This is a genomic window from Nocardia sp. JCM 34519.1, from assembly GCF_020361265.1.
In the GTDB taxonomy this organism is placed as follows: domain Bacteria; phylum Actinomycetota; class Actinomycetes; order Mycobacteriales; family Mycobacteriaceae; genus Nocardia; species Nocardia arthritidis_A.
This window is the reverse complement of the sequence record NZ_JAIRBR010000006.1, coordinates 215,871-229,448: the sequence shown is the minus strand read 5'-3', so window position 1 is coordinate 229,448 and position 13,578 is coordinate 215,871. Positions and strand designations below refer to the sequence as shown.

The following is a 13,578-nucleotide window of genomic DNA, read 5'->3' as shown; positions in this document are numbered from 1 at the left end:
GTCAGCAGTTGAAACCCAAAGTAGTCCATTAGCAATGCCTTTCGCGTAAACGCCTGACGTGGACGTTCGTCCAATCCACCGGGGGTGTCGTTCCGACCGACCGCCTCGTTACGCTCGTTTCGTTCCCATGCCCGCCACGAGCGAAGGCGAGGACCGGCAGATGACGCTCGACGAGGCAACCACCGACCTATACGCGCTGCACCCGAGTGAATTCGTCGCCGCGCGCGACGCGCTGGTCCGATCCGCGCGCGACGCGGGTGACCGAGAACTCGCGACCGCCATCGGCAAGCTGCGCAAACCGACGGTCACCGCCTGGACGGTGAACCTGCTCGCCCGGGAGGCGCCGCGCGAAGTGGACGCGCTGCTGGAGTTGGCCGCGGCGCTGCGCGCGGCGCAGCGGGAGCTGTCCGGGCAGCGGCTGCGCACCCTGACCGCACAGCGTCAGCAGGTGGTCAACGCGCTCGCCAAACGCGCGGGCGCGCTGGCCGCCGAGCACGGGCGTCCGGCGAGCGAGGCGGTGCTGCGCGAGGTCGGCCAGACGCTGACGGCCGCACTGGCCGATCCGGCCGTCGCCGAACAGGTGCATACCGGAACGTTGACGAGCGCCGCGACCTACGAGGGTTTCGGCCCGGCCGGACCGACGCTCTCGGTGCTGGAACACCGCGCAGAAGATCCGAAAACAACCGCGCCTGAACAGGATTCGGTTCATGAGCGTGACGAGGCGCGGGCCGCGCTCGAATCGGCGCGCGCCGCACGGGATACAGCCGCCACGGAGGCGGACGAGGCCGCGCATCGCCTGGCCGAGATCAACTCCCGAATAGAGCGCCTGCGCGACGAACTGGATCGCGCCGGACACGAACGGCAATTCGCGCGTGCGGCCGACCGGTCCGCCAAGGAGCAACTGCACACCGCGCAGAAACAAGTGGACCGGGCCGAGCGGCGGGTGGCCAAGGCCGAGGGCAAACCGAAGGCCTAGCCGCGCAACGCATCCGGGTAGAGGAACTCGTCCGGTGGCCGAGTCGTGCCATCCAGCCACGCCGCGAGGAAGCCGGTGAGATCCGTCGCGGATTTCGTCTGCAGGAAGGCGCGAAACTCCGGCATCGACGCATTGCCGTACGCATGTGCGGCGTTGAATTCCCTTACAGCCGAGAAGAATACGTCGTCACCGAGGCGCTTGCGCAACGCATGCAGGAAGAGCGGGCCTCGGTAATAGACCGAGGTGAATTCGTTTCCGACGCCCGGTGCGGCGAGGGCGATATCCCAGAACCGCTGATCCTTGCCGTATTTCTCGATGGTGGAACGATATTCGGCGTCCACGTTCTTGCCGTCCTTGCGTTCCGGCCAGAGATAGTCGGCGGTGTAGCTGGCGAAGCATTCGTTGAGGCAGACATCGGACCACTGCCGCACCGAGAGCGAATCGCCCCACCACTGATGCGTCACCTCGTGGACCACGGTGTCCAGGTCGACCCACGGCGCATAGATCGGCCGCGTCTGGGTTTCCAGCGAGAACTTCAAATCGGTGTCGACGAAAATTCCACCCGCCGCATCGAACGGATAAGGGCCGTAAAGGCTTTCGATGAAGTCGAGCACCTCGGGCAGCCGCTCCTCCAGCGCGCGTGTCCGCCCGGCATTCGGTGCGAAGGCGCTCAACAGCGGAGTCCCGTTGGCGCGCCGCTGCTCCAGGAAATCGAATTTGTCGATGGCGATGGTGGTCAGATAGCCGATGGTCGGCTGATGGGTCTCCCAGGCGACCGTCCGCCTGTCGTTCTCGACCGCGTCCTGGGTGCGCACCCCGTTGGACATCACCTCCCATTCTGCGGGGACGGTCGCGCGCAGCGTGAAAGTGGCCTTGTCCAAAGGGGTGTCGTTGAGCGGGTACCAGGTCGCGGCGCTGTGCGGCTCACCGGCGGCGAACGCGCCGCCGCCGGACGAGTAGGTCCAACCCTCTCCCTGGGTGTCGGCAGCAATCCCGGAGTATTCGACCGTCACCGTGAAGGGCAGTCCGGGCAGCAGCGGCAGCGCGGGTGAGATGGTCAGCTCGTGCTCGCCGTTGCGATCGAAGGTGGCGGGCAGGTTGTTCACCGAGACCGTGCGCACCTGCGGTCCGGCGAAATCCAGGTTGAACGCCCCGAGCGCCTGCGTCGCCACCGCATCGATCCGAGCGGTGCCGGTGAGCTGGTGGCTCGGCGGGTCGTAGTCGATGCCGATGTCGTAGTGCCGCACGTCATATCCGCCGTTGCCGTCGAGCGGATAGTAGGGATCGCCGAGGCCGGGGGCGCCGACGAACGGATTGGCGATATCGGCGCTCGCCGCCATCGGTGCGACGGCGGCCGAGGTCAGCCCGAGCGCGCCCACCATACCGACGGCCAACGGGCCGGACCACCATTTCATCGCGACGACCACCCCTCCTCGATCCGGATACCCGGTGTACGGTAGCCGGTTCGGACGTCCAGCGGGGATAACGCCCGCCGGATTCGGCAGTCCGTCAGTCGCTCGTCCCGCTCAGCGCCACCGAGGCGCCGAGCCCGACGATCAATACCCCGCCCGCACCGCCGACCGCCGACAGCCTGCGCGGCGACTTCGCGAACCAGTTCCGCGCGGCCGCCGCGGTCAGCGCGTAGATACTGTCCGACACCAGTGCGATCGCCAGGAAAATGCTGCCGAGCAATAAGAACTGCAGTTGCAGCGAACCGGCCCGCGGATCGGCGAAATGCGGCAGCACGGCCGAAAAGAACACGATCCCCTTGGGATTGGTGACGCCGACGAGGAAGCTCTGCCGGAACACCCGCTTACCGGACGCGGGCTCGACTCGCGCGGAAAGCGCCTCGCTCAACGACTTTCGGTCACGGAAGGTCTGAATACCCAGGTAGACAAGGTAAAATGCGCCGGCGAACTTGATAACGGTGAGCGCGACCGCCGAGACGGCAAGCAGCGTGCCGAGCCCGAATGCGATCAGGATCAACTCCACCAGCACGCCGGCGGAATGCCCGAGCACCGAAACCAGCGCCGCGCGACGGCCGAGCGCGAGTGCCCGCCCGACGGTGAACAGCACACCGGGCCCCGGAATGATGATTAACAGAATGCTTGCCGCGACGAACGCCAGCAGATCGGCCGTTGGCACCATCACCCGAGTCTAGGGCGCGTCCTCAAAGTCCGGCCGGATGCATCCGCGGTCCAGCTCGTCGCCTGGCAAGGCGGAGGAGGAGCCGATACCGGGGTTGTATCGGCGACGACGACAACGCGGCCAGGCGGCGAGCTGGACCGCGGAGGCGCCGGATGGGACTTTGAGGACGTGCCCTAGGGGGCAGTACAGGGGAGTCAGACCCCTAGTTCTCCGGGCAGCTGGTGTGGATCGAGCAGCAGGCGCTTGGTGGAGGTGCGGCGCACTTTATCGGCGAGGCCGAGATTGTCGGTGAGCAAACGCCATTCGGTTTCGCTGATGGCGGCGCGGGCGCGTTCGATGACGGCGCCGTCGCGGGTGCCCCAGGCGATGGGCATGGCGCTCACCGACTGCCAGCGCTCACCGACGCCAGGCGCCCGATCGGTGCGCACCGCCACCGCGGGCACCCGCTCGCCCGCCTTGGCCTGATGACCGGGCAGCGTGCGCACCTTCCTGGTGATCAACGCATAGCGCGGGTCCGGCGACTCCGGCTTGGCGACATCGACGAGCGCGAGCAGCACCACCCCGCTCGGATACGTCTCCGAGACGACGGCGGGCACCAATTCGCTTTCGTGGTACAGCTTGTCGATATTCGAGCGGTGCGGGGTCCACAGCGCGACCCAGGCCGCGATCAGCGTGCCGAGCCCGAATGCGATGGCCACCATGTAGGCCCACGGATGGTCGACCCACACCAGGGCGGCCGTGATCGCGACGCAGGCCAGCGCCGCCGCGACGGCCATTATCCGCAATCTGCGCAGTGCGGCGAAAACCTCGTTGACCGCGTGCGCGTGCCTTCGGTCAACTGGGAATTCGAAGCGTCGCACGATGTATTCCTAGCACACGTTGTGGAGGATTGGTCTCCGCTTATCCGATGGGCGGACCCAGCAAGTCGTCGGCATCGGTTATGCGATAGGCATACCCCTGCTCGGCCAGAAAACGCTGGCGGTGTGCGGCGTACTCGGCGTCGAGCGTGTCGCGGGACACCACCGAGTAGAAATGCGCCTGTCCGCCATCGTGTTTCGGCCGTAGCAGCCTGCCGAGGCGCTGCGCCTCCTCCTGCCGCGAGCCGAAGGTGCCCGAAACCTGCACGGCCACCGAGGCTTCCGGCAAATCGATGGAGAAGTTCGCCACCTTGCTCACCACGAGCACCGGGATCTCACCGCGCCGGAACGCGTCGAAGAGTTCCTCGCGCTCCCTGGTTTTCGTCGAACCCTGGATCACCGGCGCGTTCAGCGCGACGCCGAGCTCGTCGAGTTGATCCAGGTAGGCCCCGATCACCAGGGTCGGCGCCTCCCGATGCTGGGCCAGGATCGATTCCACCACGGCGATTTTCGTATGCGCGGTGGAGCACAGCTTGTACCGCTCCTCCGGTTCGGCCGTCGCGTACGCCATGCGTTCGGCATCGGTCAGCGTGACCCGCACCTCGATACAGTCGGCCGGGGCGATCCAGCCCTGCGCCTCGATATCCTTCCACGGCGCGTCATAGCGCTTGGGCCCGATGAGCGAGAACACGTCGCCCTCGCGACCGTCCTCGCGGACCAGCGTCGCGGTGAGGCCGAGCCGGCGGCGGGACTGCAGGTCCGCGGTCATCCGGAAGACCGGCGCGGGCAGCAGATGCACCTCGTCGTAGATGACCAGGCCCCAATCGCGGCTGTCGAACAGCTCGAGATGTTTGTACTCGCCCTTGGTCCGGCGGGTGATCACCTGATACGTCGCGATCGTCACCGGCCGAATCTCCTTGCGCTCACCGGAGTATTCGCCGATCTCGTCCTCGGTGAGCGAGGTGCGGGCCAGCAGCTCGCGCCGCCACTGCCTGCCCGCGACCGTATTGGTGACCAGGATCAGCGTGGTCGATTTGGCCTTGGCCATGGCGGCCGCGCCGACCATCGTCTTACCCGCGCCGCACGGCAGCACCACAACGCCGGACCCACCCGCCCAGAACGAATCCGCGGCCAACTGCTGATAGTCGCGCAGCTGCCAGTGACCACCCTCGTAATCGAGCTCGATGGGATGCGCCTCGCCATCCACGTAACCCGCCAAATCCTCTGCGGGCCAACCGATCTTGAGCAGCATCTGCTTGATCCGGCCACGCTCGGACGGGTGCACGACCACCGTATCGTCGTCGATGCGGGCGCCGAGCATCGGCGCGATCTTCTTGTGCCGCAACACCTCTTCGAGCACCGCGCGATCCAGGCTGACCAGCGTGAGCCCGTGCGCGGGATGTTTGACCAACTGCAACCGGCCGTAGCGGGCCATCGTGTCGACCACATCGACCAGCAGCGGCTGCGGCACCGCGTACCGGGAGAAGTTGACCAGCGCGTCGACAACCTGCTCGGCATCGTGCCCGGCGGCGCGCGCGTTCCACAGCGCGAGCGGCGTCACCCGGTAGGTGTGCACATGTTCGGGTGCGCGCTCCAGCTCGGCGAACGGCGCGATCGCCTGCCGCGCCGCGTCGGCCAACTCGTGGTCGACCTCCAGCAGCAGCGTCTTGTCACTCTGCACGATCAGTGGACCGTCGGTCACAGTCCCTCCTTGGCTTCGACTCCCGCCCATTCTTCCGGACCCCACCGACACCACGAATCTCCGCGGGTGCGAACAGGCACCGTGCAGCGAAAATCCGGATCCGTTTATTCCGACACGCCGTAACACACGGTTTGCGACACGCCGATCTTGGCGTGTCCAGCAGGCGAAGACTGGACCGAGACGCGGCGGCCGCGGCACGCGACGATCGAGACATGATCGGGACCGCCGCAATTCTGGGAGTAGGGGCCGCGGCGCTGGGCATGGTGCTCACGCCCGGGCCGAACATGATGTATCTGGTGTCGCGGACGGTATCGCAGGGCAGGCGCGCCGGGCTCATCTCGCTGAGCGGGGTCGCCGCCGGATTCGGGGTCTACCTCACCGCGGCCACCGCGGGCATCACCGCCGTATTCGCCCTGGTCCCGGGCCTGTACCTGGGATTGAAACTGGCCGGTGCGGCCTATTTGCTGTGGCTGGCGTGGAAGGCGTTGCGCCCCGGCGGCGTCTCGGTTTTCGCGCCGTCGCCGCTGCCCGCCGACCCGACCCGGCGGCTGTTCACCATGGGCCTGGTCACCAACCTGCTGAACCCCAAGATCGCCATCATGTACATGGCGCTGATCCCGCAGTTCGTCGCGCCGGAACACGGCAGGGTGTGGTTGCAGAGCCTTTGCCTCGGCTCGGTGCAGATCGCGGTGGCGCTGACCGTCAACGGCATGATCGTGCTGGGCGCGGGCGGAATTTCGGCCTTCCTGGCCGGTCGTCCGCTGTGGCTGCGGATGCAGCGCTATCTGATGGGCACCGTGCTCGGCACCATCGCGGTGCTGCTCGCCACAGACAAGGCCCGCCCTTCGCTGGCATAGTTACCGCCCAGCGAGCGTTGACTTCCTCGTGAAAACTCGGATTCACGAAGGGAGCGCGGGCCAGTGGCCGGCATCGACATCATGGCGACCCAGCTCGACTCGGCCGTCAACGCCGCGCAGCGGATCGGCGAACTGCTCGGGGTGCTCTCCTTCGCGACCTCGGGTGCGCTGCTCGCCGTCCGCAGGGATTTCGACATCTTCGGCATGGCGGTGCTGGCCTGCGCGACCGCGCTCGGCGGCGGGATCATCCGCGATCTGCTGATCGGGCGCACCCCGCCCGCCGCCTTCACCGACCTGACCTACCTGTGCGTCTCGCTGCTCGCCGCGCTCATCGTCTTCCTCCGGCATCCGCCCGCCCGGCTGATCCGCGGGCCGCTGGAGATCTTCGACGCCATCGGGCTCGGCCTTTTCTGCGTCACCGGAACGGTCGTCGCCTACGCGTACGGCACCGGCGCGCCGACCGCCGCGCTGCTCGGCATGGTCACCGCGATCGGTGGCGGCGTCATCCGCGATGTGCTGGCCGGGCAGACGCCGAGCGTGCTGCGCCCGGACCAGGAGCTGTACGCGGTGCCCGCGCTGATCGGCGCGGCGACCACGGCGACGCTGCTCTATTACGGCGAATACCGGGCCTGGACCGGCGGACTCGCCGCGCTCGCCGCCATCGTGCTGCGCCTGCTGGCGCGCAAGTACCACTGGCGCGCGCCGCAGGCGTTGCGAAAGACATAGGGCTACTTGCCGTGTGCGGCGCGCAGGCGCCGCACGGCTTCGTCCAACGTTTCGTCGCGCTTGCAGAATGCGAAGCGCACCAGGTGATTCCACTCCTCCGGATGATCGACGAATACGCTCACCGGCACCGCGGCGACACCGAGCCGCTTGGGCAGTTCGCGGCAGAACGCCATACCGTCCGCCGCACCCATCGGGGTGATGTCGGCGGTAACGAAATAGGTTCCGGCCGTTGACTTCACGCCGAAGCCGGTATCGGCGAGCGCGGCGGACAGCCGAAGCCGCTTGTCCGACAATTCATTACGCAGTCCGGCGATCCAGTCCTGCTCGTTGTCCAGCGCGTACGCGACGGCGGGCTGGAACGGCCCGCCCGCGACGAAGGTGAGGAACTGCTTCGCCGCGAGCACACCATCGATCAGGTTCGCCGGGCCGAGTGCCCAACCGGTCTTCCAGCCCGTCACATTGAAGGTCTTCGCCGCGCTGGAGACCACGACGGTGCGCTGGTACATACCGGGCAACGTCGAGAGGCTGATGTGCTCGACGCCGTCGTAGGTCAGATGTTCGTACACCTCGTCGGTGAGCACGAGAAGGTCGTGCGCACAGGCGATTTCGGCGATGGCGGTGAGATCGTCGCGGCCGAGTACGGTACCGGTCGGATTGTGCGGCGAGTTCACCACCAGCATCTTGGTGGCCGGGGTGACGGCCGCCCGCAGGCTGTCCAGATCGAGCACGAATCCGTCGCCGTCCGGCACCAGCCGGGCGGTGCGCCGCGTCGCGCCTGCCAGCGCGACCGCCGCCGCGTACGAGTCGTAGTACGGCTCGATGAGCACCACCTCACCGCCGGGCTCGACCAGGCCGAGGATCGCCGCGGCGATCGCCTCCGTTGCGCCGACCGTGACCAGCACTTCGGAATTCGGGTCGTAGTCGATGCCGTAGCGGCGCTTGCGGTCGGCCGCGATGGCCTGGCGCAGCACCGGCATACCCCGGCCGGGCGGGTACTGGTTCATACCGTCGGCGATGGCCTTCCTGGCCACCTCCAACATGCCCGCCGGGCCGTCGGTGTCCGGGAAACCTTGGCCGAGGTTGACCGCGTCGTGGCGGACGGCCAGCTCGGTCATCTCGGCGAAGATCGTGGAGGCGAAGGGGCGCAGGCGCGCGACGGTCGCGGGTTGCGAGGACATATTTCGCAGGGTAGTCGAGGCCGTATCGGTGTCGACCGGCCCGTCGGCGAGCCGAGTGATCTCGGTCACCGCCCAGGGTTCAGCCGAGCCGGATCCCGGTGAGCTTGGCCGGATTCGCGTGATCGTATGCGCCCCAGACCAGTCCGTCGCGAACGACAAAGCCCAGCACCCGGGCCGGCCAGCCGCCGAGCCCGAATTCGCCGGGATCGCCCTTGACCACCAGGCCGAGTTGTCCATTGACATGGGCGAATTCGTAACCACCCGGTGCATCCTGTGCCGAGCCCGCCCCGAACCGCCGCACCAGTTCGAGGAAGAATTGCGCGATCCGTTCCCGGCCGCCGACCACATTGATCGCGGTCGGCGACGCGCCGCCGTCATCCTCGATGACCCGCGAATCCGGGTGCAGCGCAGCGGTTATCGCGTCGAGATCACCGGTGCGGAGCGCATCGAGCAGCCGCCGCACCGCGGCCGTGTGCTCGGCGTCGGTGACCGGTGGCGGGATGTGCGCCATCGCATTTCGCGCGCGCATCGCCAACTGCTCGGCCGCGTCGACGGAAACGTCGAGAATGTCCGCGATTTCGTCCAGCGGCACGCCGAGCCCGTCGTGCAGCACGAACGCGACCCGCTCCGGCGGGGTGAGCGTATCGAGCACAACCATCGCGGCCAGGCGGCACTCCTGTTTGCGCACAATGGATTCCAGCGGGTCAGGCATGCTGGACGGGGTGGCCCCGGTGACGATCGGTTCCGGCAACCATTGGCCGGCATAGTTTTCCCGGCGCACCGCGGCACCGCGCAAGTGGTCCAGGCAGATTCGGCTCACCACGGTGGTGAGCCAGGCGCGCAGGTCCTCGATCTCGGATTGGTGCACCCCGCCGAGGCGCAACCAACTCTCCTGCACGGCGTCCTCGGCTGCGCTGACGCTCCCGGTAAGCCGGTAGGCGACCGAGAGCAGATGCCCCCTATGGGATTCGAACAAGTCGGCGAGAAGAGCGGCAACCATCGAGCAGATTGTACGGCCCGTCCGAATCGCGTCGATTCGCGGACGGGCAAACCGGATGATCCGGCGCGGACCGTGGCACCATGACTCGATGGAGGAACGCATCCTTTCCGATGGAACGGTCTGGCTGACGCCACCCACCGCGGCCGATATCGAAACGATCGTCGAGTGCTGCCAGGATCCACAGATCGGCGAATGGGTGACCATTCCGGTGCCGTACCACCGATCCGACGCGGAAACCTTCATCTACGACGTCGTCGGCCCCGGCTGGGCGGGCCGCAGTCCGGTGTGGGCGCTGCGATTACGGCCCGACGGCGAACTGATCGGCACCATCGGGCTCGGCGGGCGCGATGAGACCGCCGCCGAGATCGGCTTTTGGCAGAGCTCGGCGCAGCGGTCCCGCGGTCTGATGTCCAGGGCGGTGAACCTGGTGTGCGACTTCGCATTTCAACCCGACGGCATGGCGCTGCAGCGGATCAGCTGGCGCGCCTTCGTCGGCAATTACGCCTCGGCGCGCGTGGCCCGCCGCACCGGATTCCGGTACGAGGGACTGTGCAGGCTCGGCAGCATGCAGCGCGGTGTCCGGCGCGACCACTGGTTGGCCGCGCGCCTGCACACCGATCCACCCGGCCCGGCCGACGGCTGGCCCGCGGAGTGCTTGTCCGCCTCTCCGCGACTTCTAAGCCAGACTCAGGCGCCACGGAATTAGCGTTGGCGGCCGCCGGTAACGAGCGAGTCCAGTTGGCCCGTGCCCGGCGAGTTACCCATGTCCGCACGAAATCAGTTGTCTTGTCGGCTGATCCGAATCGCATGACTGGTCAGCGCTCTCGGCGCTGCGCGACGGCTTCGGCGAGCCGGTCCAGCTGCTGCGCGGTGCGCGCCCAGTCGAGGCAGGCGTCGGTGATGGACTGGCCGTAGGTCAGCTCGTCGGCCCGGCCGAGGGTCAGATCCTGACGCCCCTCGACGAGGAAGCTCTCCAGCATCACCCCGACTACGCCCTGTTCACCGGCCGCCAACCGGCCCGCGATATCGGTGACCACGTCGACCTGCCGGTTGTGGTCCTTATTGCTGTTGCCGTGGCTGGCGTCGACGACGACGCGCTGCGGCAGCGCGGACTTCTCCAGCCGGATGCACGCCTCGGCCACCGAGGCCGAGTCGTAGTTGGTTCCGGTGCTGCCGCCGCGCAGGATGACGTGGCAGTCCGGGTTGCCCGCGGTGCGGACCAGCGCGGCCCGGCCGTCGAGATCGGTGCTGGGGAAGACATGGCTGGCCGCGGCGGCGCGCACACCGTCGACCGCGACCTGCACATCGCCGTCGGTACCGTTCTTGATGCCCACCGGCATGGACAGCGCGCTGCTCAACTGCCGATGCACCTGGCTGGCCGCAGTGCGGGCGCCGATCGCGCCGTACGACACCAGGTCCGCGATGTACTGCGGGGTGATCGGATCGAGGAATTCGCATGCCACCGGCAGCCCGAGCGCGGTGATGTCGACCAGCAGTTTGCGGCCGAGCCCGAGTCCGGTGTTCACGTCGAAACTGCCGTCCAGGTGCGGATCGTTGATCAGCCCCTTCCAGCCGAGGGTGGTGCGCGGCTTCTCGAAGTACACCCGCATCACCACGTGCAGCCGGTCGCCGAGTTCGACGGCCTTGGCGGCCAACAACTTCGCGTAATCGATCGCCGCGACCGGATCGTGCACCGAACACGGGCCGACGATCACCATCAGGCGGTCGTCGGCGCCGTCGAGCACATCGACGGTCGCCCTGCGCCCGGTACGCACCACATCGGCGAGTTCGTCGGTGATGGGGTGTGCGCGGCGCACGTCGGCGGGGGAACGCAGCGGGCTGAGCGAAATCGTGCGTCGATCATCCAGATCGGCGGTGTCGCCACTGGATATGGGATCGGGTGCGGCTATCTCGGCTGCGGTTGTCATCGTGGGTGGATTCCTTTTCGTCACGGCCGACCCACGGACGTTGTGCAAACCCGTCGAGCCGGTCCATCGTCCGGCTCGGGGTGGAAGGTGTCAGCGCATGTGGTTGCCGCAGACCGACCCACCCAGGGCCGGCTTGCTAAACCAGAAATACGCGCGCTGCACGTCGGCGACTGTACCAGGCGATGCGTCGGGCGCGGCGCAACAGTGCCACACGACACATCGCCCGGATCCCACCGAGATCAGCCCCACTGGCCGGGCACGTAGGACCCGGCCGGGTTGCGGACGATGGTGTTCAGCCGATTCCAGGCGTTGATCATCGCGATGGCCGCGATCAGCGCGCCGAGCTGGTCGTCGTCGAAATGTTTGCGCGCATCGGCCCAGACCTCGTCGCTGATGCTGCCGCCGTCGGCGATTCGGGTCGCCGCCTCGGTGAGGGCCAGCGCGGCGCGCTCCGGCTCGGTGAATACGGTGGCCTCGTGCCATGCGGCGACCAGGTTGAGCCGCACCGGGTCCTCGCCCGCGTGCAGCGCATCCTTGGTGTGCATATCCGTGCAGTAGCCGCAGCCGTTGATCTGGCTGGCCCGGATCTTCACCAGTTCGTAAGTGGCCGAAGGCAATCCGGATTCCTCGACCACCTTGCCCGCGGTGATGATGCGCTTGACGAACTTGCTGGTGACCTGGTTGGCGAAAAGATCGAAGCGGGCGTCCATGATGTCCCTCGTTCCTTGTTCGGTTCCGGTTGGCTTCACTGAGACGACGACGCGACGGCGCGCACTGTGACATGCCTTCGGATATGACCGTCGTCACTTCCAGGCGGCGTGTCCGAGCAGGTCCTCGGGCTGGGGTTGAACTGGTGAGCGAGCAGGCGACAGCACGGCCGCTCGGCCGCGTCCAATACTGGCTGGCCTGGATTTTCGTCATCGGCTGGACCGGCGTGGTCTGCGGCGGGCTCGGCGTCCAGTTCATCGCGTGGGACTATCCGTGCCCACTGTGCCTGGTGCAGCGCATGTTCATGCTGCTCGCGGCGCTCGGCGGCGCCTATATCGTGCGGCGGGCGATGACGACGACGGTTACCCCGGACGACTACGCGACCGGCTGGGGTCTGGCCATAGTCGCCTGTGCCGCAGGCGGATTCGCATCCTGGCGGCAGACGATGCTGCACATCCTGCCCGATAATCCGGACCGCTACCAGTTCTTCTACGACGTGCACATCCTGGGCTGACTCATCCGCCGAAATCGAACGAGACACCGGTGAGTCGTTCGGACAGCTCCCACAATCCCTTGGCGACGGTGACGTCCCGTGCCGCGCCGGTCGAACCGGACCGGCCGGGATAGCCGCGCATACCGGCGAATCCGGTCGGCCCATAGTAGCCACCCGGTTCGGCCTCGGGTGCGGTGGCCGCGAAAAGTTCGGGGAGAGCGCCCATTTCGGCACTCTGCGCGAGCAGCCGATTGCCGAGCGTCATGATCGGGCCGAGCAGCGATTCGGTATGCGACATCAGCTCCGTCGCGGCATAACCGGGATGCGCCGCCACCGCGGTGAGTTCGGCTCCCGCGGCGGTGAGCCTGCGGTGCAGTTCATAGTGGAACATCAGGTTGGCCAGCTTGGCCTGACCATACGCGAGCCAGCGCTGATAGCTACGCCGCTCCCAGTTCAGGTCGTCCAGATCGATCCGGCCGATCGTATGCGCACCGCTGGCGACGGTGACGACGCGATCCGAAATCTTCGGCAGCAGTAGGCCGGTCAGCGCGAAATGCCCGAGATAGTTTGTGCCGATCTGCATTTCGAAACCGTCCGCGGTGCGGTACAGCGGTACCGCCATCACCCCGGCATTGTTGATCAGCACATCCACCCGGTCGACGGACGCGGCGAATTCGCGCACCGAGGACAGGTCCGCCAGATCCAGCCGGCGCACGACGGCGCGCGAACCGAGTTCGGCCGCAACCTTTTCGGCCCGTGCCAGGTCGCGGCAGGCCAGTATCACCTCGGCGCCCGCCGCCGCCAGCTCCCGCGCCATCACCGCGCCCAACCCGCTGTTCGCGCCGGTCACGATGAAGATACGGCCGGTCTGATCGGGGATGTTCGTGGTGTCCCAGCGCGTCATGCCGGGGAGTTTAATGTGACTGGACGGGATGGTTTCGTGCGAGCGCGCGGGGCCCCGAAATACGGTGTGGATCCCGCAATCCCGTCCGATCCGGTCGTCGA

Annotated in this window: 14 protein-coding genes; 5 read left to right on the top strand and 9 right to left on the bottom strand. The window is 67.3% G+C overall.

Annotated elements, in window-relative coordinates:
- The first annotated feature begins 160 nt into the window (after window positions 1–160).
- A complete protein-coding gene (locus LGY53_RS18075) occupies window positions 161–976 on the top strand; it encodes a hypothetical protein (protein WP_225727985.1) in 816 nt (271 codons plus the stop codon).
- On the opposite strand, the gene LGY53_RS18070 is transcribed toward LGY53_RS18075, so the two are convergent.
- The 4 genes from LGY53_RS18070 to LGY53_RS18055 all read right to left on the bottom strand — a co-directional run bounded on the left by LGY53_RS18070 (window position 973) and on the right by LGY53_RS18055 (window position 5,683).
- Window positions 973–2,403: a M1 family metallopeptidase gene (locus LGY53_RS18070; protein ID WP_308102920.1), complete on the bottom strand. Its 1,431-nt coding sequence runs from the start codon at window positions 2,401–2,403 to the stop codon at window positions 973–975. The genes LGY53_RS18075 and LGY53_RS18070 overlap by 4 nt on opposite strands.
- Window positions 2,404–2,485: 82 nt before the next feature.
- Window positions 2,486–3,124, bottom strand: a complete 639-nt coding sequence (locus LGY53_RS18065; protein WP_225727825.1) for a LysE family translocator — start codon at window positions 3,122–3,124, stop codon at window positions 2,486–2,488.
- Window positions 3,125–3,318: 194 nt separating this feature from the next.
- Window positions 3,319–3,984 carry a DUF3239 domain-containing protein gene (locus LGY53_RS18060; RefSeq protein WP_225727824.1) on the bottom strand — a complete coding sequence of 222 codons (666 nt, stop codon included), beginning with the start codon at window positions 3,982–3,984 and terminating at the stop codon, window positions 3,319–3,321.
- A gap of 40 nt (window positions 3,985–4,024) precedes the next feature.
- Window positions 4,025–5,683, bottom strand: coding sequence for a DNA repair helicase XPB (locus LGY53_RS18055; RefSeq protein WP_225727823.1), 1,659 nt, complete (start codon window positions 5,681–5,683; stop codon window positions 4,025–4,027).
- Window positions 5,684–5,895: 212 nt separating this feature from the next.
- On the opposite strand from LGY53_RS18055, the gene LGY53_RS18050 reads away from it, so the two are divergent.
- A complete protein-coding gene (locus LGY53_RS18050) occupies window positions 5,896–6,540 on the top strand; it encodes a LysE family translocator (RefSeq protein ID WP_225727822.1) in 645 nt (214 codons plus the stop codon).
- A gap of 81 nt (window positions 6,541–6,621) precedes the next feature.
- The gene (locus LGY53_RS18045; protein WP_225727983.1) at window positions 6,622–7,266 is read left to right on the top strand and encodes a trimeric intracellular cation channel family protein; all 645 of its coding nucleotides are present in this window, start codon (window positions 6,622–6,624) and stop codon (window positions 7,264–7,266) included.
- Between the two features lie 2 nt (window positions 7,267–7,268).
- On the opposite strand, the gene LGY53_RS18040 is transcribed toward LGY53_RS18045, so the two are convergent.
- Together LGY53_RS18040 and sigJ are read right to left on the bottom strand one after the other, a co-directional pair.
- Entirely contained in the window at window positions 7,269–8,444 is a 1,176-nt protein-coding gene (locus tag LGY53_RS18040; protein ID WP_225727982.1) for a pyridoxal phosphate-dependent aminotransferase, read from the bottom strand.
- Between the two features lie 79 nt (window positions 8,445–8,523).
- On the bottom strand, window positions 8,524–9,444 hold the full coding sequence (gene sigJ, locus LGY53_RS18035) for an RNA polymerase sigma factor SigJ (protein WP_225727821.1): 921 nt from the start codon (window positions 9,442–9,444) through the stop codon (window positions 8,524–8,526).
- An 88-nt stretch (window positions 9,445–9,532) separates the two neighbouring features.
- Between sigJ and LGY53_RS18030 the strand changes: the two genes are divergently transcribed.
- Window positions 9,533–10,150, top strand: a complete 618-nt coding sequence (locus LGY53_RS18030; RefSeq protein ID WP_225727820.1) for a GNAT family N-acetyltransferase — start codon at window positions 9,533–9,535, stop codon at window positions 10,148–10,150.
- Between the two features lie 109 nt (window positions 10,151–10,259).
- On the opposite strand, the gene LGY53_RS18025 is transcribed toward LGY53_RS18030, so the two are convergent.
- Both LGY53_RS18025 and LGY53_RS18020 read right to left on the bottom strand, forming a co-directional pair.
- Window positions 10,260–11,372 (bottom strand): 3-deoxy-7-phosphoheptulonate synthase, encoded by a 1,113-nt coding sequence (locus LGY53_RS18025; RefSeq protein WP_225727819.1) that lies wholly within the window; start codon window positions 11,370–11,372, stop codon window positions 10,260–10,262.
- Between the two features lie 239 nt (window positions 11,373–11,611).
- Window positions 11,612–12,082, bottom strand: a complete 471-nt coding sequence (locus LGY53_RS18020; RefSeq protein ID WP_225727818.1) for a carboxymuconolactone decarboxylase family protein — start codon at window positions 12,080–12,082, stop codon at window positions 11,612–11,614.
- A gap of 143 nt (window positions 12,083–12,225) precedes the next feature.
- Here LGY53_RS18020 and LGY53_RS18015 point away from each other — a divergent pair, with 143 nt between their 5' ends.
- On the top strand, window positions 12,226–12,594 hold the full coding sequence (locus LGY53_RS18015; RefSeq protein WP_225727817.1) for a disulfide bond formation protein B: 369 nt from the start codon (window positions 12,226–12,228) through the stop codon (window positions 12,592–12,594).
- Between the two features lies 1 nt (window position 12,595).
- Here LGY53_RS18015 and LGY53_RS18010 read toward each other — a convergent pair whose 3' ends face one another.
- Window positions 12,596–13,477, bottom strand: coding sequence for an oxidoreductase (locus tag LGY53_RS18010; RefSeq protein WP_225727816.1), 882 nt, complete (start codon window positions 13,475–13,477; stop codon window positions 12,596–12,598).
- Window positions 13,478–13,578: the final 101 nt, after the last annotated feature.